The sequence below is a fragment of the Nocardioides hungaricus genome (assembly GCF_054782915.1).
Genome location: NZ_BAAGRO010000016.1, coordinates 44,046 through 68,570, shown reverse-complemented (window position 1 = coordinate 68,570; position 24,525 = coordinate 44,046). Strand labels below are relative to the sequence as shown.

General features: G+C 71.6%; 25 protein-coding genes and 1 tRNA gene. 10 read left to right on the top strand and 16 right to left on the bottom strand.

From position 1 onward, the window contains the following. Window positions 1-12: 12 nt before the first annotated feature. The gene (locus ACYVKX_RS05345; RefSeq protein ID WP_460829627.1) at window positions 13-618 is read right to left on the bottom strand and encodes a LysE/ArgO family amino acid transporter; all 606 of its coding nucleotides are present in this window, start codon (window positions 616-618) and stop codon (window positions 13-15) included. Window positions 619-687: 69 nt separating this feature from the next. Between ACYVKX_RS05345 and ACYVKX_RS05340 the strand changes: the two genes are divergently transcribed. Further along, window positions 688-1,557, top strand: a complete 870-nt coding sequence (locus tag ACYVKX_RS05340; RefSeq protein WP_460829625.1) for a LysR family transcriptional regulator ArgP — start codon at window positions 688-690, stop codon at window positions 1,555-1,557. A gap of 55 nt (window positions 1,558-1,612) precedes the next feature. Here the strand turns inward: ACYVKX_RS05340 and ACYVKX_RS05335 are convergent, their stop codons facing one another. Then, window positions 1,613-3,469 carry an acyl-CoA dehydrogenase gene (locus ACYVKX_RS05335; protein ID WP_460829623.1) on the bottom strand — a complete coding sequence of 619 codons (1,857 nt, stop codon included), beginning with the start codon at window positions 3,467-3,469 and terminating at the stop codon, window positions 1,613-1,615. 155 nt (window positions 3,470-3,624) lie between these two features. Between ACYVKX_RS05335 and ACYVKX_RS05330 the strand changes: the two genes are divergently transcribed. Continuing rightward, window positions 3,625-4,083 (top strand): RrF2 family transcriptional regulator, encoded by a 459-nt coding sequence (locus ACYVKX_RS05330; RefSeq protein ID WP_460829622.1) that lies wholly within the window; start codon window positions 3,625-3,627, stop codon window positions 4,081-4,083. A 29-nt stretch (window positions 4,084-4,112) separates the two neighbouring features. On the opposite strand, the gene ACYVKX_RS05325 is transcribed toward ACYVKX_RS05330, so the two are convergent. Further along, the gene (locus ACYVKX_RS05325) at window positions 4,113-4,757 is read right to left on the bottom strand and encodes a hypothetical protein (RefSeq protein WP_460829621.1); all 645 of its coding nucleotides are present in this window, start codon (window positions 4,755-4,757) and stop codon (window positions 4,113-4,115) included. Window positions 4,758-4,884: 127 nt separating this feature from the next. Between ACYVKX_RS05325 and ACYVKX_RS05320 the strand changes: the two genes are divergently transcribed. Beyond that, on the top strand, window positions 4,885-5,337 hold the full coding sequence (locus ACYVKX_RS05320; RefSeq protein ID WP_460829620.1) for a nuclear transport factor 2 family protein: 453 nt from the start codon (window positions 4,885-4,887) through the stop codon (window positions 5,335-5,337). A 118-nt stretch (window positions 5,338-5,455) separates the two neighbouring features. On the opposite strand, the gene ACYVKX_RS05315 is transcribed toward ACYVKX_RS05320, so the two are convergent. The 4 genes from ACYVKX_RS05315 to ACYVKX_RS05300 all read right to left on the bottom strand — a co-directional run bounded on the left by ACYVKX_RS05315 (window position 5,456) and on the right by ACYVKX_RS05300 (window position 8,992). Next, window positions 5,456-6,094, bottom strand: a complete 639-nt coding sequence (locus ACYVKX_RS05315; RefSeq protein ID WP_460829617.1) for a DUF2461 domain-containing protein — start codon at window positions 6,092-6,094, stop codon at window positions 5,456-5,458. Between the two features lie 142 nt (window positions 6,095-6,236). Continuing rightward, window positions 6,237-7,286, bottom strand: a complete 1,050-nt coding sequence (locus ACYVKX_RS05310) for a hypothetical protein (protein ID WP_460829616.1) — start codon at window positions 7,284-7,286, stop codon at window positions 6,237-6,239. Further along, the gene (locus ACYVKX_RS05305) at window positions 7,286-8,530 is read right to left on the bottom strand and encodes a hypothetical protein (protein ID WP_460829615.1); all 1,245 of its coding nucleotides are present in this window, start codon (window positions 8,528-8,530) and stop codon (window positions 7,286-7,288) included. Before ACYVKX_RS05305 ends, ACYVKX_RS05310 begins: the two co-directional genes overlap by 1 nt. A 386-nt stretch (window positions 8,531-8,916) precedes the next feature. Continuing rightward, a tRNA-Gly gene (locus ACYVKX_RS05300) sits at window positions 8,917-8,992 on the bottom strand. A 158-nt stretch (window positions 8,993-9,150) separates the two neighbouring features. Between ACYVKX_RS05300 and dcd the strand changes: the two genes are divergently transcribed. Next, window positions 9,151-9,726: a dCTP deaminase gene (gene dcd / locus ACYVKX_RS05295; protein ID WP_460829613.1), complete on the top strand. Its 576-nt coding sequence runs from the start codon at window positions 9,151-9,153 to the stop codon at window positions 9,724-9,726. A gap of 111 nt (window positions 9,727-9,837) precedes the next feature. On the opposite strand, the gene ACYVKX_RS05290 is transcribed toward dcd, so the two are convergent. Continuing rightward, a complete protein-coding gene (locus tag ACYVKX_RS05290; protein ID WP_460829611.1) occupies window positions 9,838-10,482 on the bottom strand; it encodes a response regulator in 645 nt (214 codons plus the stop codon). Then, complete coding sequence (locus ACYVKX_RS05285; RefSeq protein WP_460829610.1) at window positions 10,479-12,281, bottom strand: sensor histidine kinase; 1,803 nt, start codon at window positions 12,279-12,281, stop codon at window positions 10,479-10,481. Before ACYVKX_RS05285 ends, ACYVKX_RS05290 begins: the two co-directional genes overlap by 4 nt. 203 nt (window positions 12,282-12,484) lie before the next feature. Here ACYVKX_RS05285 and ACYVKX_RS05280 point away from each other — a divergent pair, with 203 nt between their 5' ends. From ACYVKX_RS05280 to ACYVKX_RS05265, 4 genes are read left to right on the top strand one after another with little or no spacing between them, the layout of a single operon-like run. Further along, the gene (locus tag ACYVKX_RS05280) at window positions 12,485-12,823 is read left to right on the top strand and encodes a hypothetical protein (RefSeq protein ID WP_460829609.1); all 339 of its coding nucleotides are present in this window, start codon (window positions 12,485-12,487) and stop codon (window positions 12,821-12,823) included. Then, window positions 12,820-13,551, top strand: coding sequence for a DUF4386 family protein (locus ACYVKX_RS05275; RefSeq protein WP_460829608.1), 732 nt, complete (start codon window positions 12,820-12,822; stop codon window positions 13,549-13,551). The genes ACYVKX_RS05280 and ACYVKX_RS05275 overlap by 4 nt, the downstream gene beginning before the upstream one ends. Further along, entirely contained in the window at window positions 13,548-14,354 is an 807-nt protein-coding gene (locus ACYVKX_RS05270) for a PASTA domain-containing protein (protein ID WP_460829607.1), read from the top strand. Before ACYVKX_RS05275 ends, ACYVKX_RS05270 begins: the two co-directional genes overlap by 4 nt. A 40-nt stretch (window positions 14,355-14,394) precedes the next feature. Further along, window positions 14,395-15,348 carry a siderophore-interacting protein gene (locus ACYVKX_RS05265; protein WP_460829606.1) on the top strand — a complete coding sequence of 318 codons (954 nt, stop codon included), beginning with the start codon at window positions 14,395-14,397 and terminating at the stop codon, window positions 15,346-15,348. Here ACYVKX_RS05265 and ACYVKX_RS05260 read toward each other — a convergent pair. The 3 genes from ACYVKX_RS05260 to ACYVKX_RS05250 all read right to left on the bottom strand — a co-directional run bounded on the left by ACYVKX_RS05260 (window position 15,345) and on the right by ACYVKX_RS05250 (window position 16,993). Next, a complete protein-coding gene (locus tag ACYVKX_RS05260; protein ID WP_460829604.1) occupies window positions 15,345-15,500 on the bottom strand; it encodes a hypothetical protein in 156 nt (51 codons plus the stop codon). The genes ACYVKX_RS05265 and ACYVKX_RS05260 overlap by 4 nt on opposite strands. Window positions 15,501-15,538: 38 nt before the next feature. After that, window positions 15,539-16,363 carry a DUF4097 family beta strand repeat-containing protein gene (locus tag ACYVKX_RS05255; RefSeq protein ID WP_460829601.1) on the bottom strand — a complete coding sequence of 275 codons (825 nt, stop codon included), beginning with the start codon at window positions 16,361-16,363 and terminating at the stop codon, window positions 15,539-15,541. An 84-nt stretch (window positions 16,364-16,447) separates the two neighbouring features. Beyond that, window positions 16,448-16,993, bottom strand: a complete 546-nt coding sequence (locus ACYVKX_RS05250) for a toxin-antitoxin system HicB family antitoxin (RefSeq protein WP_460829600.1) — start codon at window positions 16,991-16,993, stop codon at window positions 16,448-16,450. Window positions 16,994-17,128: 135 nt separating this feature from the next. Between ACYVKX_RS05250 and ACYVKX_RS05245 the strand changes: the two genes are divergently transcribed. Next, complete coding sequence (locus tag ACYVKX_RS05245) at window positions 17,129-18,865, top strand: sodium:solute symporter family protein (RefSeq protein ID WP_460829599.1); 1,737 nt, start codon at window positions 17,129-17,131, stop codon at window positions 18,863-18,865. 10 nt (window positions 18,866-18,875) lie between these two features. After that, the gene (locus ACYVKX_RS05240; RefSeq protein WP_460829597.1) at window positions 18,876-19,127 is read left to right on the top strand and encodes a hypothetical protein; all 252 of its coding nucleotides are present in this window, start codon (window positions 18,876-18,878) and stop codon (window positions 19,125-19,127) included. Between the two features lie 38 nt (window positions 19,128-19,165). On the opposite strand, the gene ACYVKX_RS05235 is transcribed toward ACYVKX_RS05240, so the two are convergent. From ACYVKX_RS05235 to ACYVKX_RS05220, 4 genes are all read right to left on the bottom strand, one after another. Further along, entirely contained in the window at window positions 19,166-22,201 is a 3,036-nt protein-coding gene (locus ACYVKX_RS05235) for a heterodisulfide reductase-related iron-sulfur binding cluster (RefSeq protein ID WP_460829595.1), read from the bottom strand. A gap of 84 nt (window positions 22,202-22,285) precedes the next feature. Continuing rightward, entirely contained in the window at window positions 22,286-22,561 is a 276-nt protein-coding gene (locus tag ACYVKX_RS05230; protein WP_460829594.1) for a hypothetical protein, read from the bottom strand. Beyond that, the gene (locus tag ACYVKX_RS05225) at window positions 22,558-23,307 is read right to left on the bottom strand and encodes an IclR family transcriptional regulator (RefSeq protein ID WP_460829593.1); all 750 of its coding nucleotides are present in this window, start codon (window positions 23,305-23,307) and stop codon (window positions 22,558-22,560) included. The genes ACYVKX_RS05230 and ACYVKX_RS05225 overlap by 4 nt, the downstream gene beginning before the upstream one ends. Before the next feature lie 16 nt (window positions 23,308-23,323). Then, complete coding sequence (locus tag ACYVKX_RS05220; RefSeq protein WP_460829592.1) at window positions 23,324-24,520, bottom strand: MFS transporter; 1,197 nt, start codon at window positions 24,518-24,520, stop codon at window positions 23,324-23,326. Between the last annotated feature and the right edge of the window lie 5 nt (window positions 24,521-24,525).

Sequence of the window (24,525 nt, the reverse complement as noted above, 5' to 3'; positions counted from 1 at the left end):
TAGACGGCCGGCTCAGCCAAGCGCGAGGGAGAGTGCGATCGCCAGCATCGTCAGGCCGATCAGCACGTCGAGCACCCGCCACGCCCGCGGCTTCGAGAGCAGGCCGCTCGCCCGCCGGGCGCCGTACCCCAGGCCGCAGAACCACGCCGCGCTCGCGACGATCGCGCCGGCCGCGAACCACCAGCGCCCGACCGGGCCCTCATGGTTCGCGATCGAGCCGAGCAGCAGCACGGTGTCGAGGTAGACGTGGGGGTTGAGCCAGGTGAGCGCGGTCGCCTTGAGCACGACGCCGCGCCGGGAGATCCCGGTGCCGCCCCCGTTGGCGCGCAGCGACTCGGGCCTCCGGGCGCGGAGCAGCGAGCTCACGCCGTACCAGGTCAGGAACGCCACGCCGAGCCAGCGGATCACGTCGATTGCCCAGGGCGCGCGCTCGACGATCGTGCCGATGCCCGCGACGCCGGCCGTGATCAGCACGACGTCGGAGAGCGTGCAGATCGCGACGACCGGGCCGACGTGCTCGCGCGCGAGTCCCTGCCTGAGCACGAACGCGTTCTGTGCGCCGATGGCCACGATCAGCGACAGCCCGGTGACGAGACCGGTGGCCAGGGAGTCGAGCACGCCGCCACGCTAGGGGTCGGGCTGTGATGAGGCCAGCGAATGATTTTCAGCAACCATTAGCATCGCTTCATGGATCTGGCGCCGTCCCAGCTCGCCGCGCTGGTGGCGATCGCCGATCACGGCACGTTCGAGGCCGCCGCCCGGGCGCTGCACCTGACGCCGTCCGCGATCAGCCAGCGGATCCGGGCGCTCGAGTCGCAGGTGGGCCGCGTGGTCGTGCAGCGCACCACGCCGTGCCGGCCGACCGAGTACGGCGAGGTGCTGCTCCGGCTGGCCCGGCAGACCCGGCTCCTCCACGACGAGGTCCGCGACGCGCTCGCGCAGGAGCGGTCCGTCGTCGACCTGCCGGTCGCGGTGAACGCCGACTCGCTGGCGACCTGGTTCCGCGGCGTCCTCGCCGAGGTCGCCGGCTGGGACGACGTCGCGCTGCGCCTGCACGTCGAGGACCAGGCGTTCTCCGCCGGGCTGCTGCGCAGTGGCGGGGCGCTCGCGGCGGTGACATCGGAGCCGACCGCGGTGCAGGGCTGCTCGGTGGAGCGGCTCGGCGTGCTGCGCTACGTCCCGGCCGCGACGCCGGAGGTCGCCGCGCGGTACCGCCGCGGCCGGGGCCCCGACTGGGCCGCGCTGCCGGTCGTCGTCTTCAACGAGAAGGACACGCTCCAGCACGATGTCCTCGCCTCCCGCGGCGTCACCACTCCCCCGGTCGTGCACCGGGTCCCGACCTCGGCCGACTTCCTCGAGGCGGTCTGCCTCGGGCTCGGCTGGGGGATGGTCCCCGAGCCGCAACTGGGCCCCCTGGTCGACCAGGGCCGGCTGGTGCCGCTGGTCGGCCGGCTGCACGTCGACGTACCCCTGCACTGGCAGCGCTGGCGCCTCGACTCCCCCGTCCTCGACCGGCTCACCGACGCCGTACGCCGCGCCGCAACCGTCCTGAAGTAGGCCGAGTCGGCGCAGTCTCAGCTGAGACTGCGCCGACTCGGCTGCGGAGCAGAGACTAGAAGGCGGCCTCGTCGAGGTCCATCAGGTCGAGGCCGACGCCCTCGGCGATGGCGCGCTCGGCGGAGATCCTCGGCAGCACGTTCTGGGCGAAGAACTGGGCCGCGGCGACCTTGCCCTCGTAGAACGCCTGGTCCCGGCCCGGGTCTCCGGCCAGCTTCTCCAGCGCGACCTCGGCCTGGCGGAGCAGCAGCCACGAGCAGACGACGTCGCCGAGGACCATCAGCAGGCGGGTGGTGTTCAGCCCGACCTGGTAGATGTTGCGGACCTCGTCCTGGGCGGACATCAGCTCGTTGATCAGGTGACCGACGATCGCCTGGGCGTCCTCGAGCGCGGTGGCGAGCAGCTCGCGCTCGTTCTTGAGGCGGCCGTTGCCGGCCTCGCTCTCGAGGAACTTCGAGATCTCGCCGGCGAGGTGGCCCAGCGCCGCGCCCTGGTCCTTGACGATCTTGCGGAAGAAGAGGTCCTGGCCCTGGATCGCGGTGGTGCCCTCGTAGAGGGTGTCGATCTTGGCGTCGCGGACGTACTGCTCGATCGGGTACTCCTGCAGGAAGCCGGAGCCGCCGAAGGTCTGCAGCGACTCGGTGCCGAGCAGCGTCCACGAGCGCTCCGAGCCGTAGCCCTTCACGATCGGCAGCAGCAGGTCGTTGACCTTCTCGGCCATCTCGTCGCGCTCGCTGCTGTAGTCGGCGAGCATCACCCGGTCCTGCCAGGTGGCGGTGTAGAGCACGAGCGCGCGCATCGCCTCGGCGTACGACTTCTGCGTCATCAGCGAGCGGCGTACGTCGGGGTGGTGGGTGATCGTCACGCGCGGGGCCGTCTTGTCGGCGGACTGGGTCAGGTCGGCGCCCTGGACGCGCTCCTTGGCGAACTCCAGCGCGTTGAGGTAGCCGGTCGACAGCGTCGCGATGGCCTTGGTGCCGACCATCATGCGGGCGTTCTCGATGACCTGGAACATCTGCGCGATGCCGTTGTGCACCTCGCCGAGCAGGTAGCCGACGGCCGGCTCGCCGCCACCGACGCCCGGGTCGCCGAAGGTGAGCTCGCAGGTGTTGGACACCTTGATCCCCATCTTGTGCTCGACGTGGGTGACGTAGGCGCCGTTGCGCGCGCCGAGCTCACCGGTCTCGAGGTCGAAGTGATACTTCGGCACCACGAAGAGCGAGAGGCCCTTCGTGCCGGGGCCGCCGGCGCCCTCGACGCCGACCGGGCGCGCGAGCACTAAGTGGATGATCTGGTCGGAGAGGTCGCTCTCGGCCGAGGTGATGAAGCGCTTGACGCCCTCGACGCTCCATGTGCCGTCGTCGTTCGGCGTGGCCTTCGCGCGGCCGGCGCCGACGTCGGAGCCGGCGTCGGGCTCGGTGAGCACCATCGTGGTGGTCCAGCCCCGGTCGACGACGAGCCGCGCGATCCTGCGGTCGCGCTCGTTACCGTTGCGCCACAAGACGCCGGCGAACATCGGGCCGGCGCCGTACATCCAGATCGCCGGGTTCGCGCCGAGCACCAGCTCGCCCATCGCCCAGCAGATGCTGGACGGGGCCGGGGTGCCGCCGAGGTCGGCGAAGGTCGTGAGGCGCCAGTACTCGGCGTCCATCCAGGCCTGGTAGCTCTTCTTGAACGCCTCCGGCACCGGCGCGGTGTTCGTGGCCGGGTCGAAGACCGGCGGGTTCCGGTCGGCCTCCTCGAACGACGCCGCGAGGTCCTCGCGGGCGAGCCGGTCCACCTCGGCGAGGATCGAGCGGGCGGTGTCGGCGTCGACCTCGGCGAAGGGGCCGGTGCCCAGGATCTGGTCGCGGCCGAGGACCTCGAAGAGGTTGAACTCGATGTCGCGGAGGTTGCTCTTGTAGTGGCTCACTGCCCCACCTTCGGTTTGCTTACTCGTCGGTAACCACAAGCCTACGTACCCGTCGGTAACCTCGCAAGGCGACCCCGCCGAGCCTTCGGCGGGATGCGGGGCTGGTAGGCACCAAGATCGACTGAACAAGTCGACACATCTGACACACTGGCCGCATGCGCGTCTCCGCCAAGTCCGACTACGCCCTGCGCGCGCTGATCGAGATGGCCTCGCGTGAAGACGGTCGCGCGGTGAGCGCGGAGGAGCTCGGCCGGCTCCAGGACATCCCGCACGGCTTCCTGCAGGCGATCCTGGCCGACCTCCGTCGCGCCGGTGTCGTGATGTCGCAGCGCGGCCAGTCCGGTGGCTGGCGGATGGGCCGGGACGCCGCGAGCGTGTCCGTCGCCGACGTGATCCGCGCGGTCGACGGCCCGCTGGTCTCGGTCTACGGGCTGCGCCCCGAGGCGGTCACCTACAACGACGCCGCCGACGTGCTCCAGCACGTGTGGATCGCCGCGCGCCGGTCGCTGCGGGACGTGTTCGAGAGCGTCTCGATCCAGGACCTGGCCAACCGCAAGCTGCCCGACGCGGTGACCTCGCGGACCGCCGACGAGGACGCCTGGCAGCCGCACTGAGCCTCCACTGAGCCTCCAGGCTGGTCCTGCTAGCCGGTCTCGGCGAGCTTCCGCTTCAGCTTGTCCTTCTTGCGCTCGAGCTTCGCGTTGCGCTCCTCGAGCACCCGGTTGTGCGCCCGCAGCCGGGCCACCTCCGCGAGGACGTCGGAGGGCTCCGGGCGGGGCAGCGACCATGCCGCCGAGAGGGGCAGCGCGGCCGCGTCGAACCCGACGATCTCGCCGAACGCCGTCCACACCGCCTGCTCGGGATCGGTGTCAGGAACGTCGATGAGGTGGAGTCGCTCCGGCTTCACCACCGGCGACCACGCCGCCGGTGGGTCGCCGGTGACCACGACGTGGATCGCGAACCCGTGCAGGCCGTCGAGCAGCAGGTCCACCTGCTCCGGCGTACACCCCGCGAGCAGCTCCTGGCTGAGCACCACCGTGCCCTTGCCCTTCCATGCCCGCCGGCAGATGCCGGCCCAGGCGCCCTCGACCTCGCGGCGCTGATAGCCCCACGCCTTGTGGTCGCGCCGGATCTCGATCGCGGCGCGAAACATCTCCTCCGCGGAGATCGCGGGGTGCTTGAGGCCGGCCTCCGCCAGGGCGTCGGCGTGCTCGGCCAGGGCCGAGTCGAGGAAGCCGCCGCCGCTCTGCGCGGGTCCGATGTGGAGGAATGCCTTGCGCTTCGCCATGTCGCCACGGTCGCATCCGTGTGCGGCCGGCCGGTGAAATCCGGGTGACCTGCCTCCTTCGGTCGGCGAGCCCGTCGACTCGGTTGTCGAGCCCGTCGAGACATGGAACGTGTTCTAGAGTGGCGCCATGATCACGTCGGACGCCATCACGTGGACCGCGCCCAACGACGACCACCCCGCGCGGGCGGCCTCGCAGCGCTCGTACTCCGCCGTCGCCAAGGGCGACCTCGCTGAGTGGCTCACGGTGTACGCCGAGGACGCGGTGATCGAGGACCCGGTCGGCCCGTCGATGTTCGACCCGGAGGGCACGGGCCACCGCGGGCACGAGGGCATCTCGGCGTTCTGGAACCTCGCGATCGCGCCGATCGCGAGGTTCGAGTTCGAGATCTACGACTCCTTCGCCAACCCGGGCAGCAACACCTGCGCCAACATCGGCCGGATCAAGACCTCGTTCCCCGACGGCAGCCACACCACGACCGAGCTGATCATGGTCTACGTCGTGAACGACGACGGCCGGGTGGCCTCGATGAGGGCCTACTGGGAGCCGGACCGCACGATGGCGACCTTCACGAAGGACTGAACCCTCTCGTCCCATCCGTCACAGGAATCACCGGTTGACCGGTGAAACCCGACCGACACGCCGTGCCGCACCGGCGTGTTGCGCGGGTTTCTCCGGCTGACCGGTGAAACCCGACGGGTCAGTCGCGCACGTGCTCGGCCACCCAGTCGACGAGCGGGCGCAGCGCCTGCCAGTCGGCGCGCACCAGGTCGAGCAGCCCAGGGGTGTGGATCACCGGCTCGAAGCCCAGCGGGTGGCCCACCGTCAGTGAGCGGTGGCGCAGCAGCTCGATGCGCGGGTGGTCGGCGGCGTACCCGCGCGGCGTGGTCTTGAGGCGGTCGCCGCCGACCTCGAAGCCCTGCTTCTCCAGCCTCGCGAGGATCCGCCCGAGCTCGGCTCCGAACCGGTCGTGCGCGACGGCCGCGCGGAACGCCGCGAGCCGGCCGCTGCTCGCCTCGTAGAAGCCGGCGCCGGTGCGGACGCCGCGCGGCGACACCTCGACGTACCAGCCGGTCGCCTCGCCGACCCGGACGAACGCGCCCTGGTGGGTCTTGTACGGCGTCTTGTCCTTGGCGAACCGCACGTCGCGGTACGGGCGGAAGATCTTCGCCGCCCCGAACTCCGGCTCGAGCGCGGCGCAGAGCGCGGTCATCGGCGCCTTCACCGACTCGGCGTAGACGTCCTTGTGCTTCTCCCAGAACGCCCTGGTGTTGTCGACCTCGAGGTCGTCGTAGAAGTCGAGGGCGGCGACCGGGAAGCCGGTGAACGGAGCAATCACGCCAGCCAGCGTAGGTGGGGAGGTGTTGGACGAGGTGGCGGCACCCGCTGCGTTGCCACCACCTCGCCGTCACGTCGGATCCCCATGCTCCGACGACCGTCCAACGCAGGGGTCGCGGGGACGTGACGGCCCCGTCCGGACTTCACGAAAGCCGGGCGGTGACCTGCTGGTCGCCGTCCTCGGCGAACGCGGTGACCGTGATCTGGTCGCCGCCGCAGCGCGGCTCGGAGAGGAACGCCTGGCCGCCCGGCGACTCGTAGGCGACATCGAGGCCGTCGGCCGCCGACCAGCGCATCAGGGCCGCCGGGTCGCCCTCGGCCTGGGGGTCGCGGGTGAAGTACGCCGCGCCGCTGCACCAGACCAGGCTGCCCGCCGTACCGGGGCCGAGGTCGGCCCGCTCGCCGCCGGCGGTGGCGTAGAAGCGGGCCTCCTCGATGCGGCGCTCGTTCGGGATCACCGACCAAACCTGGCCGTCGTCGGTGAGCAGGCCGTCCCACGCCTGGCACTCCTCGACGCCCTCGAACGGCGTGCCGGTGGTGCCGTCGAGCGCCATCAGCGTCCGGCACGAGGGCCGGCCGGCGTCGAAGCTCAGCACCGAGACCCCGCCGGGCGCGACCTGCGCGCCGTTGAAGCCGTGCCGCTTCGGCGCGCACCACGAGAGCGTCGACTCCCGGCTCGCGAGGTCGACCGACGCGACGCAGTAGGCGCGGTCCGGTCCGACGGTCGCGTGCAGGAGCCGGCCGTCGCCGAGCGCCCAGGCGCCACCATTCGTGGTGGGTACGTCGGAGGAGCCGTCGACCGTGAACGTGTCGCCGGTCGCGAGCTCGGTGACCTCGGCGCGGCTGGGCCTCGACTCGGTCGGGTCCTGGAGCACGACCACTGCCCACTCCTCGTCGAGCAGCGCGTCGCTGACCCGCCAGTCCGAGGAACCGCTGCCGGTGGAGGTGCTCGGGCCGTCCAGCGACCAGCCGCGCCCGTTGCCGGTGACGGTCAGGGTCCAGTCCGCGTTGCGGGTGACGCTGTCGCGGACCGGGCCCTCGACCGGCTGCCAGTCGAGCTTCGCCGTCGGGCTGCCGGTCGGCCGGCTCGAGGACGGGGTCGCGCGGGGCTCGGGCGCCGGCTGCTCGTCGCCACTGCAGGCCGCCAGCCCGAGCGCGAGGGTCGCCGCGGCGGCGTACCGGAGGAGGCGCATCAGACGCCGACGTTGTGCTGGAAGTGCGCCTGGTTGGCGCGATAGCTGCGGTAGGCGTCGCGCCACTGGACCCGGGCGATGTAGGGCTCGGACGGGTCGAACCGCTGCTGGTTCCACGGCTCGAAGTAGCCGAGCCGGTCGGGCTTCTTGCCGCGCTTGGCGAACCCGCGGCCGACCTGGAAGTGCCCGGAGGCGTCGTCGTCGAGGTAGGGGTAGAACTTCTTGAGCAGGACCGGGTGCAGGACCACCGGCGCCCGGTAGTCGTAGACGTGCCGCATCATCAGCAGCATCCACTTGGAGAAGCTGTAGTCGCTGATGTCGAGGACGATGTAGGGCCCGGCGTACTTCTGCTGGTCGTAGCCGGTCGACTGGTTGACCACGCGCACCATGTCCCAGATCGAGGTGCCCTCGGTGGTGGTCCGCAGCCGCTGGGCCCAGTGGCCCTGGGACTTCCTCTGCTTCTGCCAGCCCCACGTGATCATCTGCATCGCGCCCGGGCCGCACCAGTAGGTGCGCCTCTGGGCGGCGGTGCGGTCGCCGTCCATGATCTGGAAGCGCCTCGGGTAGTCAGCGGCGGTCTTGACCGGGGCCCTGGTCGGCCGGACCGTCGGGGTCCCGGTGGGCTTGGGAGTCGCGGTGCGCGCCCGCGCCTCGGGGTGGTCCTCGAGGAAGCCCGCGGGCAGCGGCACGCCCTCGATCTGGTTGCGCAGCAGCCAGACCTTGGCGACCGAGCGCGCCGCCATGGTCAGCTCGGTGCGGTCGGCCCGGGCCAGCGCCGCGGGGCTCATCCGGGCTCGTCGAGCCAGCGTCTCCTGCGCGTCCAGGTCGCCGGTCTCCTCCGCGGCGCCGGTGGGCCGGGCCGCGACGGTGCGGGCGGCGCGGAGCGTCCGGGCGCGGACCTCGGCCTCGGTGTCGTCGGTCCAGCCGGCGCCCAGGCAGTAGCGCTGTCCCTCGAACTCCGCGCACCGGACGGCGGTCTCGGCGAGCTGCTCGGGGGTGGCCTTGCCGCTGCTCCGCGCCATCCGGCGGCTGAGCATGGCGCCCTCGGCGACGACGCGGTCGATCTCCGCGCGGGCCTCGGGGGTGAGCTTCGCGAGGCCGGCGGTGCCGGCCGGGCGGGCGGCGTACTCCTTGTCCCCGGAGGGGAGCAGTGCCCCGCGGTCGCCGCCGCGGGGGACGAAGGGTGCCAGCGCGAGCAGGAGGGCCAGGGCGCCGACGACGATGACCACGGTGCGGCGGGACATGGGAGCGACCTCGAGACTCGCGGGGAAGGGAGCCACCCCACTGTCACCTTTCGTCACTTGAATAGTCAAGTGCAACAGAGGTAACGGGGTCGTTGCTGCCGCCGCGGCTCACCATGGTCCGTGGGTGAACCCGCACTTCCCACGGCGGGTATGCCGTGGGAAGTGCGGGCTCGACGGCACTCCGTGGTGAACCCGCGCGGCGACCGATGGGCGCGGCTTTCGCTGAGCGGATGACGAGGCTCGAACTCGCGACATCGACCTTGGGCAGAGTGTCGCGCTGGTGAGCGCAACGACCCCTTGTCGTTGGAGCGGATGACGAGGCTCGAACTCGCGACATCGACGGTGGGCAGAGTGTCGCGCTGGTGAGCGCAACGACCCCTTGTTGTTGGAGCGGATGACGAGGCTCGAACTCGCGACATCGACCTTGGGAAGGTCGCGCTCTACCAACTGAGCTACATCCGCATGACTCCGGCCGGTCGGCCGGGGTCGCGGCGATCCTAGTCGATCGGCGCGGGCGCCGGACGCCTCGGGTCGGGTACGCCGCCGGATGGACCCTGATGGACCCTGATGGACCCTGATGGACCCCGGATGGACGCGGCGCCCACCGGTAGGGTGCGAGCGTGCTGCTCTCAGACCGCGACATCGTGGCCGAGATCGACGCGGGTCGGATCGCCCTGGACCCGTACGAGCCCGGCATGCTCCAGCCGTCGTCCATCGACGTGCGGCTGGACCGGTTCTTCCGGGTCTTCGACAACCACAAGTACCCGCACATCGACCCCGCGGCCGACCAGTCGGACCTCACCCGGATGGTCGAGCCGGAGGGCGACAACCCGTTCATCCTGCATCCGGGGGAGTTCGTGCTCGGGTCGACCTACGAGGTCATCACGCTGCCCGACGACATCGCGGCGCGGGTCGAGGGCAAGTCCTCGCTCGGCCGGCTGGGACTGCTGACCCACGCGACCGCAGGGTTCGTCGACCCCGGGTTCAGCGGGCACGTGACGCTCGAGCTCGCGAACGTCGCGACGCTGCCGATCAAGCTCTACCCGGGCATGAAGATCGGGCAGTTCTGCTTCTTCCGGCTCTCCTCGCCCTCGGAGCACCCGTACGGCTCGGCGAAGTACGGCTCGCGCTACCAGGGCCAGCGCGGGCCGACGCCGTCGCGCTCGTTCCAGAACTTCCACCGCACGCCGATCTGATCCCGGAGCCTCGAAAGAGGCTCGCGCCACCCTTCGTCGTCGTCCGGGCTTCGTACAACGCATCTACCGCATCTACCAGGGATATGCGCACCTTCGCCAGGAACAGTCCTGCTACGGACGTCGGCCGAGTCCGGCATCACGGGCTTTGACGATTGCCTCGGGGCGGTTGGCGATGTGCAGTTTGGCGAGGATCGCGGTGATGTTGTTGGCGACGGTCTTGGGTGAGAGGAAGAGCTTGGCGCCGATCTCGGTGTTGGTCAGGCCGGTGGCGACTGCGTCGAGAATGTCTCGCTCGCGGTTGGTGAGCTCCGGGAAGGGGGTCTCTCGTTGGGTGGGTGGCCGGGCGAACCAGTGATGGAGTCGTCGGGCGAGAGCCGCGCCGAACACTGCTTGGCCGGCGGCGGCCGCACGGACGGCGGCGATGATATCGGCGCCGTCGGCTCCCTTGAGGAGATACCCGGCTGCTCCGGCTGAGACGGCGGCGAACACCGTGTCGTCCTCGTCGAACATGGTGAGGACCAGGACGGCGGTCCCGGGGGCTGCCTTGCGCAACTGACCGGTTGCGTCGATCCCGTGCAGGCCGGGCATCTGGAGGTCCATGAGCACCACGTCGGGCTGTAGCTCGACGCAGAGCCGAACGGCGTCGTGGCCGTTGTCGGCCTCGGCAGCGACATCGATGTCGTCGGTGGTGTCGAAGACCGCCCGCAGCCCTTGCCGGACCAGGGGGTGGTCGTCGGCGAGCACGATCGTGGTCATCGCCCGACTCCCAGCGGGTAGGCCGCCCGGACCCGTCCGCCGTGCGGAGTGGGTCCGGCTTCGAGGGTGCCGCCGAGCTCCTCGGCGCGCTCCCGCATCCCGGCGAGACCGAGACCTGCGTGCCAGGCCGTCCGGGAGGGGCCGTCGTCGGTCACTGTCACGGTCAGGTTGCGGGTGTCCTGGTCCAGCTCGACACGGGCACGGCGTGCGCCGCTATGTCGCGCGGCGTTGGTGACGGCTTCGACCACGGTGCGGAAGGCAGCCACCTCCACGGCGGCCGGCAGCACGGTTTCGGGGACACGCAGGTCGAGGGCGATCCCGGCATCGGATGCGAGTGGTTCGAGGTGGAGCTTGATGGCGCCGGCGAGTCCGAGTTCGTCGAGGGCGGGTGGACGTAGGCCGTCGACCAGTTCGCGGAGTTCGGTGATGACCTGGGACGAGGCTCGCTTGGCATGGTCGAGGTAGCTCGTGGCCGTGGCGTTTGCCGTGCCGAGTTGAGCGGAGGCTGCGTCCAGGTTGAGTCCGAGTCCGGTCAGGAGTGGTCCGAGCCCGTCGTGGAGGTCGCGGCGTAGCCGGCGGCGCTCCTCCTCCCGGGTGGTGACCAGCCGCTGCCGGGCGGCCAGCAGGTCGACGGTCAACGCCTCGGCTCGCACCGAGCCGCCCACCAGTTGCGCGATCGTGGCCAGGACCTGCCGGTCAGGCCCGGCGATCTGATCGAAGCCGTGGCGAGGCGCCGCCATCAGCTCGCCGACCGTCTCGCCGTCCAGGAGAACCGGCCAGGTCTCGATGGTGCTGTTGGGTGCAGCGCCGCAGGAGGCCAGTACCCGGCCATCGCGTCGGATCGCGAGATATGGAAGCCGCAGCATCTCGGCCGCCACCCGGACGGTGTTCTCCACCACAGTCGCCGGAGAGGCGAACGTCGCGACTGCCGAGCGGCGGATGATCGAGTCGATCGCCCACAGGTCGTAGCGCAGCACCGGGACCACCAGCGTGGTGACGAACCACAACGGCGCCACGTCCTGGATCACATCCTCGACGACCGTGGGCAGGACCTCGGTGACCACGAGCGGGAACAGCGCCAGCGCCCCGACGACACCCACGGCGCGCCACTTCAGCTGGAGCCGTTCCACGCCCTCGGACCGGACGAACCGCACCACCACACCGATCCCGGCGACGATGCCGAGCAGGATCACCACCGGAACCGCCACCACGGTCAGATTGGCGATGTCCACCAGGTGGGTGCCGTCGACGAAACGGCTCGCACCGCCGGGTGGCCCCGTCGGGTAGATCGCCCGCACTGCCGAGTCCCCGAGCACCCCGCCGACGACTCCGACGACGATGCCGACGACGATGGCTCGGTCCAGGATCAGGCCCCACCGACCGGTCGGCGTACCCGAGGGGAACCGGGTGTTGACCAGGCCCTCCAGGGCCACCGGCACGAACATCAGCGAGCCGGCGGTCAGTCCCCACACCGCGAGTTGGCCGCCGTTCCCGTGATCGAGCGCGATGATCGAGGGACCCGCAATCGCGAGCATCGCCACCAGGGACATGCCGGCCAGGCAGAGCAGCCACCCGAACGGCAGGTCCGGGCGTCGCGCCACCAGAACCGCTCCCACCACGCCGTACGGGAGGACCTGGCAGGCCACGTAGACCATGTCGCCGGCATCGACGTACGGCGTGGCGGTCAGCGCGCGGGCCGCCACGAGCGCGGCGCCGGCGCCGGCCACGCTCAGCACGAGCACCACCACCGCCACAGCTGGGGCCTGGCGGGTCGCGAAGAGTCGGACCGCGGCGATCACAGTCCTTGTAGCATCCCGCGCCGCCCGTGAGACGGGCAATCGCCCCACGTCCCGGATCGCCGGGACCCGATTCACGACCACCCGGGACACCTCGACGGCCTCGGCGGGACACCACACTCTGCACGCGGGACACGACCCGGACCAGAGTCGACCTCGTCCAAACCTGTCCGAACCCCTCGGACACCCGTTCGGAGGAGACCATGATGAAGATCCTCACGTGGGCAGCGGTCGCCGTCACCGCGCTTTTCACCTTGATGAACCTCGGCGCCGTCTTCGAGCCCGATGCCGCTATCCCGTACCGCGTCGTCGCGGCGGTCCTGGGCCTGGCGGGTGCCGCGGCTGCAGTCGGCCTGGCCACCACCCAGACCTGGGGTAAGCCAGCGGTCGTCGCCGTGGGCGTGCTCAACGTGGTCGCGGCCATCATCATGGTGTTCACCGGCCAGCAAGGCGCCGCGATCGGCATCGTGGTCGGCGGCCTCGGTGCGGCGCTCGGAGCGCTCGCCGACGGCGATCTCAAGCCACGAGTGGCGGCCCAGCGATGACCACCCCCATACCCCCTGCCACGGCCGTCCGCGCCACTCGCGACACCCGCAGCTACTGGCGGATCCTGCTCGCCCTGTCCGCGCCGATCGGCTGGCTCACGGTCGGCATCTCCAACGCGCTCAACCCGTACCCGCTCGGCGGCAGCACGGCCGAGAACGTCGCCGGCATCGCCGAGGACCCCGACCGGATGCGGGCCCTGCTCGACATCGCGCCGCTGTTCTTGTTCACCTTCGTGCCAGGCGTGATCGCGCTGGTCGTAGTCTGCCGGCGCACCAAACCGCTCTTCACCGCGATCCTGGGGACCCTCGGCATCCTCGGTGCTCTCGCCGGCACCTTCAACCCGCCGGTCGACATGATGGTCTGGCTGGGGCTCAAGAACGGCCTCGGCCAGGGCCAACTCGTCACGCTGGCCGACGCGTTCGACAGCAGCCCGTTCGGCTGGACGCTCCTGTTCACGCTCCTGTTCATCACCGTCGGCAGGATCGCCGCCGGCGTCCTGCTCTGGAAAGCCGACGTGGGGCCGCGCCCGCTCGCCGTGCTCATGGCCATCAGTCCCGTGATCGAGTTCGGCGGAGGCGCCCTCGGCCTCGGCAACGGCGCACCGGCGGCAGCATGGATCGCCTCCGGGATCGCCATGCTCGGCGTCAGCAGCGCTCTCCTGAGAATGCCCAACGACGAGTTCGACCTGCCACCGGTTTCGACGGCCTCGGACGATCGGCGAGAGTGACCGGTCGAGCCGCAGATCAGCGCACCGCCCGCATGGCCGGTCGCGACTCGGGCGTCACTGCACACCGATCTGACGCCGGGTCGGTCCGGGTCAACCGCAGGGCCGTCTCGTGCGTCCTCCACGACGTGCTCCCGATCGGCCTCTTCCCGGTGGCGGCAGCGGTCATGCCGCTGGTCCTCGGCCTGCCCAGCAGTACGGCGGGGGAGCGGCTCGGCGAGGCCGGCGCGTCCTCGTCCTGGGGCGGGCCGGTCCTGACCGACTGCGGCACCCGGCCGGGCACGGTTGTCCGTCAGTACCCCGAGTCGGGGAAGCGGCTGCGACCCTCGACCGAGGTGCGGATCCGGACCGCGGCCATCGACCCGCGGCTCGGTCCCTGCGACCGGGGACGGGGGATCGCGGGCGCCTTCTACCGGTTCGCCGTCGACCCGTCGCTCGGGGCGCCGTTCGCGGCCGGCGACACCTGGGCCGGGATCGAGGACGGGGCGCCCGGGACCTGGCTCGATCCGGTCGAGCGCGCCGACCCCGCCGCCTGGCGGCTGCCGGTCGGGTACGCCGAGCGGGGCAGCCCGACCGACCTGCTCCGTCCGCTGGCGGCCAGCGGCGGCTGGTACCGCGTGCGCCCCGGCGTCGTCGCCGGCTGCGCGTTCGACGACGGCGACCCTCCGCCACCGCTTCGCGGTCTGCGTGCGATCACGCTGACGCCGTACGACCCCGTCATGTCCTGCATGGACTGGTGGGGCGTGACCCTCTTCGTCGAGGACGGGCGGATCCGGGGGGTGGCGCTGCGCCAGGGCTCGCCGTGAAGTAAGGTTTACCTAACTTTATGTCGAGCGAAGGGCCGTCATGACCCAGACCGCCTCCCACTCCCTGCCGATGATCCTCGACGAGGTCGAGGTGGTCCGGGTGGACCGGCTCTCCCCGTCGTTCGTGCGCGTCGAGCTGGGCGGTGCCTGCCTCGCCGAGTTCGGCGTGGACGGCCCGCTCTACGACCAGCGGATCAAGCTGGTCTTCCCCGGCGTGCCCGGCGGCCCGCCGCCGTCGTTCGAGGGCGCCGACGAGTCGTGGTTCGACACTTGGCTGCAGCGCCCGGAGGAGGAGCGCGGCCACATGCGCACCTACACCGTGCGCGACGTGCGCGGCGAGGGCGCCGACACCCGGCTGGTCGTCGACATCGTGGTGCATCCCGACGACCACGGCGACGTCGGGCCGGGCTGCGCGTGGGCGGCCCGCGCGGCGATCGGCGACCGGCTGGTGCTGATGGGGCCGCGCCGGGGCCAGCTCTACGGCGGCATCGAGTTCGACCCCGGTACGGCGAGGCGCCTGCTGCTCGTGGGCGACGAGACCGCCGTGCCGGCGATCTGCGCCACACTCTCCCAGCTCCCCTGGAGCGCCACCGGTGCGGCGTTCCTCGAGGTGCCGACGGCCGCGGACGTGCAGACCGTCCAGCACCCCGAGGGGGTCGAGGTGGTCTGGCTGGCCCGTGACGCGCAGCCGCACGGCGCGGCACTCAGCGCGGCGGTGCTGGCGCACTTGGGCGCCGGCTCCGGCGCGGACGAGGAGCCCGAGGACGTGGACCCGGACCTCTGGGAGACCCCGACGTACTCCTCCTCGGGCGAGGACGTCGAGACCGGGCAGACCGTGGTCGGCCACGACCTCGAGGACCTCTACGCCTGGATCGCCGGCGAGTCCGGCCTGGTCACCGGCCTGCGCCGGGTGCTGGTGAGGGACCTGGGCGTCGACCGCCGCCAGGTCGCCTTCATGGGGTATTGGCGCCGGGGTGTGGCGATGCGCAGCTAGCTGTCCACGCGGTCGGCGAACCGGCGCAGCCGCTGCGCGAGCAGGTGCCGGTGGGTGGTCGCGGGGATCTTCGGCGTCCGCGCCCGGGCGATTCGCTCCGCGATCTCGCTGCGGTTGGCGTCGGCCTCGACGGTCGGGCTGTTGAGCTCCATGGTCTGACTCCTCTCGGTTCCGCATCTCAAACACGTGCTCAGATCTCGGTGAGGACGACGTCGCCGCTGACGACCTTCGCCCGGACCTCGACGTGGGGGGCGCCGTCCTCGGGCTGGCCGGCGCCCCGCAGGCTCGACCGGATCTCGCCGGTGACGGTCGAGATGTCGGTCCACACGGGCACGCCCGCGGGGATGCCGACGTGGACGTCGCCGGACGCGCCCTTGGCGGTCAGCCGGCCGCTCCGCGCCGCGCTCACGACGAAGTCGCCGGAGCCGGTCGTCATCGTGACGTCGGTGCCGGCCGCGTCGACCTTCAGGTCGCCGGAGCCGGTCTTCACGACGGCCGGGCCCCGGGTGGTGCCCAGCCGCACGTCGCCGGAGCCGGTGGAGATCAGGGCGCTCGCGGAGGCCTCCCGCACCACCACGTCGCCCGAGCCGCTCTTGAGCTTCAGCTCGGCGCCGGCGTGCTCGACGCGGACGTCCCCGGAGCCGGTCTCGACGACCAGCGGACCGTCGACGACGTCGAGCGCCACGTCGCCGGACCCGCTCTTGAGCTGGGTGGGGCCGACGGTCCCCGACGTCGAGATGTCGGCGCTGCCGGTGCGCACGGTCAGGTGGCTGCCGGTCGGCAGGGTGATCGCGACGTCGAGGCGGTTCTCGTTGCCGAAGAGCCCGCCGCGCTGCTTCGGCGCCACCACGGTGAGGTAGTCGCCGTCCTGGCGCACCACGACGTGCTCGGCGTCGCGCCCGGTGACCTCGACGCGGGTCTGGGTCGTCTCGGTCGCGGTGACCTGGACGCTGCCCCGCCCGACCTCGGTGAAGAGCCGCACGGGACGGGGGGTCTCGAAGTGGTGCTCGGTCATGTCGTCCTCCTGCGGACAGGTCGAGAGTGTGCCGATCGACGGGACCGGCGTGCTGCCGGGCCCGAGAGGTCGGGTGGGGCGCTGCTATATCCAGCCGGTCATCCGGCGGTTGCCGCGCCTGCCGCCGAAGGGGTCGGTGCCGCCGAGGAACGGGATGCTGGAGAGGTCGAGGTCGACGTTGATCGCGCCCCCGTCGCGGGTGGCGGCGCGGACCACGTTGACCAGCCAGGTGTTGAGCGAGCCTCCGGACCGCGCGGCCATCTCCTCGGCCCTGGCCTTGACCGCCTCCGGGATCCGGAGGGTGATCCGGGCGACGTTGCCGTCGTCCTCGGGCTCCTCGTCGGTCGGTGCCGGCCGGGCCGCCTCGGGGGCGGGGGTCGGCCCGGTGTCGACCACGAAGTCGAGCTCGCGGCCGTTGAGCCGGACGTCCACGCTGCCCGCCGGCATCTCCGCGGTGATCTCGGCGGCGGCCTGGGAGACCGCCTCCATCAGCGCGAGCCGGGCGGCGGGGTCGAGCGCGAAGGCGAGCCGCTCGGTGGCGGCCCGGGCCTCCGGGCCGGCCGCCTCGGCCGCGGCCAGCAGGTCGCGGCGGAGGCTCTCGACGTACGGCGTGATGTCCATGCGCACCATAATGACACCATAATGGTGTCATGTCAACACCGAGGTGACGTCACGCGACAGCCGGACCGGCGCCCCAGGTTTGTCGCCCTCGGCAACCGGGCACGGCCTCCGATGGTCCATCCTCGGGTGTGAAAGGCGCGACGCATGCAAGGTCCGACCGTCCTGGCGACCACGATCATCGACGCGAGCGCCGTCGACTACCTGATCGTCGCCCTGTACTTCGCCGTGGTCCTCGGGATCGGCCTCCTGGCCCGCCGCCAGATCTCCGACTCGCTCGACTTCTTCCTGTCCGGCCGCTCGCTGCCGGCCTGGGTCACCGGCCTGGCGTTCGTCTCCGCCAACCTCGGCGCCGTCGAGATCATGGGCATGTCCGCGAACGGCGCCCAGTTCGGCCTGCCGGCCGTGCACTACTTCTGGATCGGCGCGATCCCGGCCATGCTCTTCCTCGGCGTGGTGATGATGCCGTTCTACTACGGCTCGAAGGTGCGCTCGGTCCCCGAGTTCATGTACCGCCGGTTCGGCACCGGCGCCCACCTGGTCAACTCGATCTCGTTCGCCGTCGCGCAGTTGCTGATCGCGGGCATCAACCTCTACCTGCTCGGCAGCATCATCCGGGCCCTGCTCGGCTGGAACCTCACCGTCGCGCTGATCGTCGCCGCCGTCATCGTGCTGTCGTACATCACCCTCGGCGGCCTGAGCGCGGCGATCTACAACGAGGTGCTGCAGTTCTTCGTGATCGTCGCGGCCCTCCTGCCGCTGACCATCCTGGGCCTCCAGGAGGTCGGCGGCTGGGGCGGCCTCAAGGACAAGATCACCGAGAACGCCGGGGTGGGCGGCTCGGCCAGCGCCTCCGAGCAGCTCAACTCCTGGCCGGGTACGGCGCTCACCGGCTTCTCCTCCGACCTCCTCTCGGTCGTCGGCATCGTGTTCGGCCTCGGCTTCGTGCTGTCCTTCGGCTACTGGACCACGAACTTCGTCGAGGTGCAGCGCGCGATGGCGACCGACTCGATCTCCTCGGCCCGCAAGACCCCGATCATCGGCGCCTTCCCGAAGATGTTCGTCCCGTTCATCACGATCCTGCCCGGCATGATCGCGGCCGTCCTCGTGACCGAGATCGTCAAGACCAAGGAGGGCCAGGCGGTCGCGGGCGGTGCCGGCGGAACCGTCACGTTCAACGACTCGCTGATCTACCTGATGCGCGACCTGCTGCCCAACGGACTGCTCGGCGTGGCCATCGCGGGCCTGCTCGCGGCGTTCATGGCCGGCATGGCGGCCAACATCTCGGCGTTCAACACGGTCCTGTCCTACGACCTGTGGGAGCGGTACGTCGTCCAGGACCGCGACGACCAGTACTACCTGCGCATCGGCCGCTACGCCACCGTCGCCGCGACCGTGATCGCGATCTTCACCGCCCAGCTGGCGTCGAACTTCTCGAACATCATGAACTACCTGCAGACGCTGTTCGGGTTCTTCAACGCCCCGCTGTTCGCCACGTTCATCCTCGGCATGTTCTGGAAGCGGATGACGGCGACCGCCGGCTGGGTGGGCCTCACGGCCGGCACGCTGTCCGCCGTACTCGTGGCCCTCCTGAGCGAGGACGCGTTCGGCTCCTGGAGCACCGGTGCCCTGCCGCTGAGCGGCCAGGGGGCGTCGTTCGTCGCGGCCGGCGTCGCCTTCGTGGTCGACGTCGTGCTCAGCATCGTGGTCTCGCTCGCGACGAAGCCGAAGCCGGCCTCGGAGCTGCGCGGGCTGGTCTACTCCGAGACGCCGCGGGAGGATCTGGTGGATCCGGAGGAGGCGTCCTACCCGTGGTACCGCCGCACGATCCCGCTCGCGGGCATCGCGTTCGTCATCGTCGTCGTCTTGAACTTCGCCTTCTGAGGAGCACGCCATGGCACGCAACCAGCAGACCGCGGGCGCCTTCGACATCCGCAACGTGATCGGCGGCCTGATCGGCGTCTACGGCGTCATCCTCACGGTGATGGGGATCTTCGGCGCCGGCGACAACGGCACCGGCGACGCGAGCGCCAATCTGTGGGCCGGCCTCGCGATGCTCGCCTTCGGCGTGGCCTTCCTGGCCTGGGCCCGGCTGCGGCCGGTCGTGGTCGAGGAACAGGGTCGTCCGCCTGAGGGCGGTCTCTAGCCCCGCCAGAGGCGGACGACCCGGTCGGGTCGGTGAGCTCAGAGGTCGAAGAGGGACCCGGACTCGTTGATGTCGACGTCGGTCTTCGGCTGATGGGCGGGGCCGCTGGGCGGAGCCTTCGACCGCTCTGTCGCTGCCCCAGGCTCAGCCCCTGCCCCTGCCCCAGCCCCGGGCTCAGCCCCGGGCTCAGTCTCGGTCTCGGTCTTGACCTCGGGCTCCGGCTGCTCGTCGCGCGCGGCATCGGTGGCGGCCTGGCTCAGGGCGACCGGGTCCGGCTTGCCGCTGTCGGTGGGCTCGGGCTCCTCCGGCTCGGCCTGCTCCTGCGCGCCGGCCGCGGGCGACGCGGACTCGGCGGGAGCGATGTCGAAGAGCGAGCCGCCCGCACCCAGGTCGGCAGCGGGCTGCTCCTCGGCCTTCGGCTTCTCCGTCGCCTCCGGCTCGGGGGCGGGGGCCTTCTCCTCGGCGGTGGGCTCGGTGGTGGGCTCGGCGGCCGGCTCGTCCGCGCCGATGTCGAAGAGCGAGCCGCCGGCCGACGCGGCCGGCTTCTCCTCGATCGCCGCTCCCGCCGGCTGGGCGGGGGTGTCGAAGAGCGACCCGCCGGAGGTCGCGGGCTGCTTCTCCTCGACCACCTCCCCCGCGGGCTCTGCGGGGGTGTCGAAGAGCGAGGAGCCGCTGCTGGCTTGGGCGGGGGTGTCGAAGAGTGAGGAGCCGCCGCTGGCCTTGGCGGCCGGGCCGGCGTCCTCGGTCTCGACGACCGTGTCGGCGGTGATGGTCTCGTCGCCGGCCTCCGGCTCGGCCTTCGTCTCGACCGGCGCGGCAGCGGGCGCCGCGGCCGCGCCAGAGCCCGGCGCGAGCTTGGTCGCCATCTCGCCCCGCACCGACGCGAGCAGCATCTGCGCGACGTCGAGGACCTCGACCTCCTCGCGCGCCTCGCCGCTGGCCTGCTGGGCGGTGAGTCCGTCGGAGAGCATCACCCGGCAGAACGGGCAGCCGACCGCGATCTGGTCGGCACCGGTGCCGACCGCCTCCTTGGTGCGGTTGACGTTGATCCGCTCGCCGAGGTTCTCCTCCATCCACATCCGGGCGCCACCGGCGCCGCAGCAGAAGGACCGCTCGGAGCTGCGCTCCATCTCGACGTACTCCGCGCCCGGTAGCACCTGGAGCAGCTCGCGCGGCGGCGTGTAGACGCCGTTGTGGCGGCCGATGTAGCAGGGGTCGTGGTAGGTGATCGACCGCTTGTGCGCGCCCGCGCCGTCGCGCACCGGCGTCAGCCGGCCCTCGCGCACGAGCCGGTTGAGCAGCTGGGTGTGGTGCACGACCTCGAGCTCGACGCCGAAGTCCCGGTACTCGTTCTTGAGGGTGTTGAAGCAGTGCGCGCAGGTCGAGACGACCTTCTTGACCCGGTGCTCCTTGAAGGTCTCGGCGTTCTGCTGCGCCAGGCCCTGGAACACGAACTCGTTGCCGGCGCGGCGGGCCGGGTCGCCGGTGCAGGTCTCGCCGTTGCCGAGTACGCCGAAGGACACGTCCGCCAGGTGCAGCAGTTCGGCCACGGCGCGGGTGGTCTTCTTGGCGCGGTCCTCGTAGGCGCCGGCGCAGCCGACCCAGAACAGCCAGTCGACCTCGTCCAGCGACTCGATCCCCCCCTGATCGGACGGGGCGCCGACGACCTTGACCTCGAAGTCGAGGCCCTTGGCCCAGTCCAGGCGGGCGGTGGGCGACATGTTCCAGGGGTTGCCCTTGTTCTCCAGGCCCTTGAAGAGGCCGTTGAGCTCGGCGGGGAAGTTCGACTCGACGAGGATCGCGTAGCGGCGCATGTCGACGATGTGGTCGACGTGCTCGATGTCGACCGGGCACTGCTGCACGCAGGCACCGCACGACGTGCAGGACCACAGCACGTCCGGGTCGATGACCGCGGAGCCGTCGTCGGGCAGGTAGAACCACTCGTCGCCGGTGTCGCCGACCAGCGGCCGCTCGACCTCGCGGGTCAGGGTGTCGCTGCCCGCGAGCAGCGCCGGGCGGGCGTCCTCGGCGGCCTGGAGGTACGGCGCCTTGGCGTGCGCGTGGTCGCGCAGCGCCGTGACCAGCAGCTTGGGGGACAGCGGCTTGTCGGTGTTCCACGCCGGGCACTGCGACTGGCAGCGGCCGCACTCGGTGCACGAGGTGAAGTCGAGGATGCCCTTCCAGCTGAAGTCTTCGATCGAGCCGACGCCGAGCACGGTGTCCTCGTCGAGCTCCTCGACGTCGTCGAGCGACACGGGCCTGCCGGCGGAGGTGAGCGGCTTGACCGCGCCGAGCGCCGTACGACCCGAGGAGTCGCGCTTGAACCAGATGTTGAAGAACGCGAGGAAGCGGTGCCAGGCGACGCCCATGGTGAGGTTGAGCGAGATCGTGATCATCCAGACGAACGAGATCAGGATCTTGAGCATCGCGACGAGGTAGATGCCGTTCTCGATCGCGCCCGTGGACATCCCCGAGAACGCCTCGCCCAGCCAGAACGTGAAGGGGAAGTGGAACGCCGAGGCGTTGTCGTCGCCCGCGTGCTCGAGGTGGGCGTACTCGAGGCCGCGCAGCACGAAGATGCACAGCCCGACGCCGAGGATGACCAGCTCGACGAAGTACGCCTGCCACATGGTGGAGCCGAAGAACCGGCCGCGGGTGCCACGGACCCGCTCGCTCGGCCGGGTGAGGCGGTAGCCGATGAACGCCGCGATCGCGACGATCATCACCGTCGTCACGAACTCGGTCAGCCACTCCCAGAGGAAGAACTGGCCGATCAGCGGCAGCTGGAAGCTCGGGTCGAAGAGCTGTCCGAACGCGGTGACCAGCGTGAAGAACAGCAACCCGAAGCCGATGAAGACGAACCAGTGGCCCGCGCCGACCCAGTGCCACTGGAGCATCCGGGTGTGGCCGAGCGACTCCTTGAGGAGCGTGACCGTGCGCGCGCCGGGGTTGTCGGTGCGGCTCGCCGGCTGGCCGACCTTGAGCACCGCGACGATCGACCGGATCGCCCGGACGAACAGCGCGATGCCGACGGCGGCGACGGCCAGCGAGACGACGATGGCGACAATCTGCATGGGAGAGCTGACTCCTCGGGGTCCGTGGTGCTCCTCGGCGCCCGCGGGCGCGCCCGGTGAGCCTATGCCCAGCGCCCGGCGGCGTCAGTCCCGCGCGGACGTGAGAAGGATCCTACCCACAGGTAACTTGTCGGCCCTCCGGCCGAGCGCGAGCGGCGCGAGGCCGAGGCTGACCACGGTGGAGACGGTCACGCCGACGGCCGCGACCAGCAGGAACAGCGCGCCGATCAGCATCCGCCAGGCGCTGATGGTCACCACCGACAGATCCTCGGCGTCGCGGATGAGGTGCACCGCGAGGCCGCCGGTGCCCCGGAGGACACCGGCGAGACCGATCTGGAGGAGGCCGAGGCGCGGGCTCACCGGCTCCCGCCGATCCGGCGGGCCAGCCGGTGGGCGGTCTGGGCGACGGCCGCGACCATCCCGGTGGCGTCGAGGTCGTCGGGGTAGGTCACGGCGACCGCCGCCACCGGGTGCTGGTTGTGGTCGAGCACCGCCAGCGCGACGCTGGCGAGCCCGGGCGTGACCTCGCCGTCCTCGACGGCGTACCCCCGCTGCCGCGTCTCCGACAGCACGGTGCGCAGGGTGCTGAGGGTGCCCGGACCGCGGCCGTGGCGGTCGACGAAGTCGGCGGGCGTCGAGTAGAGCGCGCGCACCTGGCTGCCCGGCAGCAGCGCGAGGATCGCGCGTCCGCTCGCGGTGAGGTGCGCGGGCAGCCGGACGCCCACGTCGGTGACCAGCGGCGGCCGTCCCGGCGCGCGCTCCTCGAGGACGTAGAGCACCTCGCGGCCGTGCAGGATCGCCAGGTGCGCCGACCGGCCGGTGCGGTCGACGAGCTCGGCGAGCGGCCGGCGGGCGATCCGCTGGAGCGGCTCCTGGCGGGCGTAGCCGCTGCCGAGCTCGAACGCCGCCGGCCCGAGCCCGAACCGATGCTCGTCGACGAGGTGCACGACGAAGCCCTCCGCCGCCATGGCGTTGAGGAGGTGGTACGTCGTGCTGCGCGGCAGGCCGCAGGCGCGCATGATCCGATCCAGTGGCACCGGGTCGGGCTGACCGGCCAGGAACCGCAGCACCCGCAGCGCACGGGTCGCCGCGGGCACCTGGCTCATGCCTCCAGGCTAGGGCTCAGGTGAGTTCGCGCTCGCTCCGGACCGGCACCAGCGGCGCGGCGATCGCGGGTAGCAGCGCGCCGACGGCGAAGGCCGCGGCGAAGCCGGCGTGCGCGATGGCCAGGCCCGCGACCGGCGGCACCGCCGAGGCGGCGAGGAACTGCGCGGTGTTCTGCACACCCAGGGCCCGGCCCGACCAGAACGGTCCGGCCCGCTCGGCGACCGCGGTGAACGCCAGCCCGTTGTCCGCGACCGTCACCACGGTGGCCACGACGACCAGCGGTACGGCGATCGCGAGGTCGAGCGCGGCGGTGAGGCCGAGCAGCGCCATACTGGCCGCCGCGGCGAGCGCGACCCAGCGCAGCGGCCGCATCCGGCTGCCCACCGTGTCGGAGAGGTGGCCGGCCGCGATCCGGCCGAGCGCGCCCGCGACCTGGGCGATCGCGACGACGGCGCCGGCGGCGGCCGGCGACCAGTCACGGTCCTGGACCAGCCAGACCAGCGCGAAGGTCCAGACCAGGAACTGCGGCGCGACCAGCAGCACCGAGACACCGTGGACGCGGGCGAGGTAGGGGTCTCGACGGTACGGGTTGGCTGCCGCCGCACCGGTGCGCTCCGCCGGGCGGGGCGGGTCGACGACGACCGCGGCGACCAGAAGCGCGGCGAGCGCACAGGCGATCGTCGGCACCCAGAGCGCGGTGCGCACGCCGGAGGCGTCGGCGACGACGGCGACCGAGATGGCGGCGACGCCGACGCCGATCGGCTGCGCCATCTGACGGATGCCCATCGCCAGCCCGCGCCGCTCGGGTGGGAACCAGCCGACGACCACGCGGCCGCTCGCCGCGTTGGTGCTCGCCGCGGCGGCGCCGGCGAGGACGAGGGCGACCACGAGCAGCGGCGTACCGCCGGAGAGGGCGCCGGCGACGCCGGCGACGGTCGTGGCCGCGAGGCCCGCCAGCAGCACGAACCGCTCGCCGCGGCGGTCGGTCACCCAGCCCCAGGCGACGAGGGTCAGCATCACGCCGACGGTGGGCGCGGCGGCGACCAGGCCCGCCTCGGCCAGGCTCGACCCCTGCCGGGTCAGCGCCGGGATCAGGAACGCCGGCCCGTGGATCATCACCGCGGCCGCGGCCTGCGCCAGCGTGCTCGCCACGAGCATCGCCCATCGGCGCGCGACGCCGACGGCCGGCACGGGGGCGAGGAGCTGGGTCACAGCAC

What these genes read in the sequence shown, in the direction of transcription:
- ACYVKX_RS05305 (WP_460829615.1), bottom strand. Translation starts at nt 8,530, where the DNA reads ATGTCCCGCCGCACCGTGGTCATCGTCGTCGGCGCCCTGGCCCTCCTG.
- ACYVKX_RS05275 (WP_460829608.1), top strand. Translation starts at nt 12,820, where the DNA reads ATGACCACCCCCATACCCCCTGCCACGGCCGTCCGCGCCACTCGCGAC.
- ACYVKX_RS05250 (WP_460829600.1), bottom strand. Translation starts at nt 16,993, where the DNA reads ATGGTGCGCATGGACATCACGCCGTACGTCGAGAGCCTCCGCCGCGAC.
- ACYVKX_RS05225 (WP_460829593.1), bottom strand. Translation starts at nt 23,307, where the DNA reads ATGAGCCAGGTGCCCGCGGCGACCCGTGCGCTGCGGGTGCTGCGGTTC.
- ACYVKX_RS05340 (WP_460829625.1), top strand. Translation starts at nt 688, where the DNA reads ATGGATCTGGCGCCGTCCCAGCTCGCCGCGCTGGTGGCGATCGCCGAT.
- ACYVKX_RS05245 (WP_460829599.1), top strand. Translation starts at nt 17,129, where the DNA reads ATGCAAGGTCCGACCGTCCTGGCGACCACGATCATCGACGCGAGCGCC.
- ACYVKX_RS05290 (WP_460829611.1), bottom strand. Translation starts at nt 10,482, where the DNA reads ATGACCACGATCGTGCTCGCCGACGACCACCCCCTGGTCCGGCAAGGG.
- ACYVKX_RS05310 (WP_460829616.1), bottom strand. Translation starts at nt 7,286, where the DNA reads ATGCGCCTCCTCCGGTACGCCGCCGCGGCGACCCTCGCGCTCGGGCTG.
- ACYVKX_RS05260 (WP_460829604.1), bottom strand. Translation starts at nt 15,500, where the DNA reads ATGGAGCTCAACAGCCCGACCGTCGAGGCCGACGCCAACCGCAGCGAG.
- ACYVKX_RS05280 (WP_460829609.1), top strand. Translation starts at nt 12,485, where the DNA reads ATGAAGATCCTCACGTGGGCAGCGGTCGCCGTCACCGCGCTTTTCACC.
- ACYVKX_RS05255 (WP_460829601.1), bottom strand. Translation starts at nt 16,363, where the DNA reads ATGACCGAGCACCACTTCGAGACCCCCCGTCCCGTGCGGCTCTTCACC.
- ACYVKX_RS05320 (WP_460829620.1), top strand. Translation starts at nt 4,885, where the DNA reads ATGATCACGTCGGACGCCATCACGTGGACCGCGCCCAACGACGACCAC.
- ACYVKX_RS05235 (WP_460829595.1), bottom strand. Translation starts at nt 22,201, where the DNA reads ATGCAGATTGTCGCCATCGTCGTCTCGCTGGCCGTCGCCGCCGTCGGC.
- ACYVKX_RS05240 (WP_460829597.1), top strand. Translation starts at nt 18,876, where the DNA reads ATGGCACGCAACCAGCAGACCGCGGGCGCCTTCGACATCCGCAACGTG.
- ACYVKX_RS05325 (WP_460829621.1), bottom strand. Translation starts at nt 4,757, where the DNA reads ATGGCGAAGCGCAAGGCATTCCTCCACATCGGACCCGCGCAGAGCGGC.
- ACYVKX_RS05330 (WP_460829622.1), top strand. Translation starts at nt 3,625, where the DNA reads ATGCGCGTCTCCGCCAAGTCCGACTACGCCCTGCGCGCGCTGATCGAG.
- ACYVKX_RS05265 (WP_460829606.1), top strand. Translation starts at nt 14,395, where the DNA reads ATGACCCAGACCGCCTCCCACTCCCTGCCGATGATCCTCGACGAGGTC.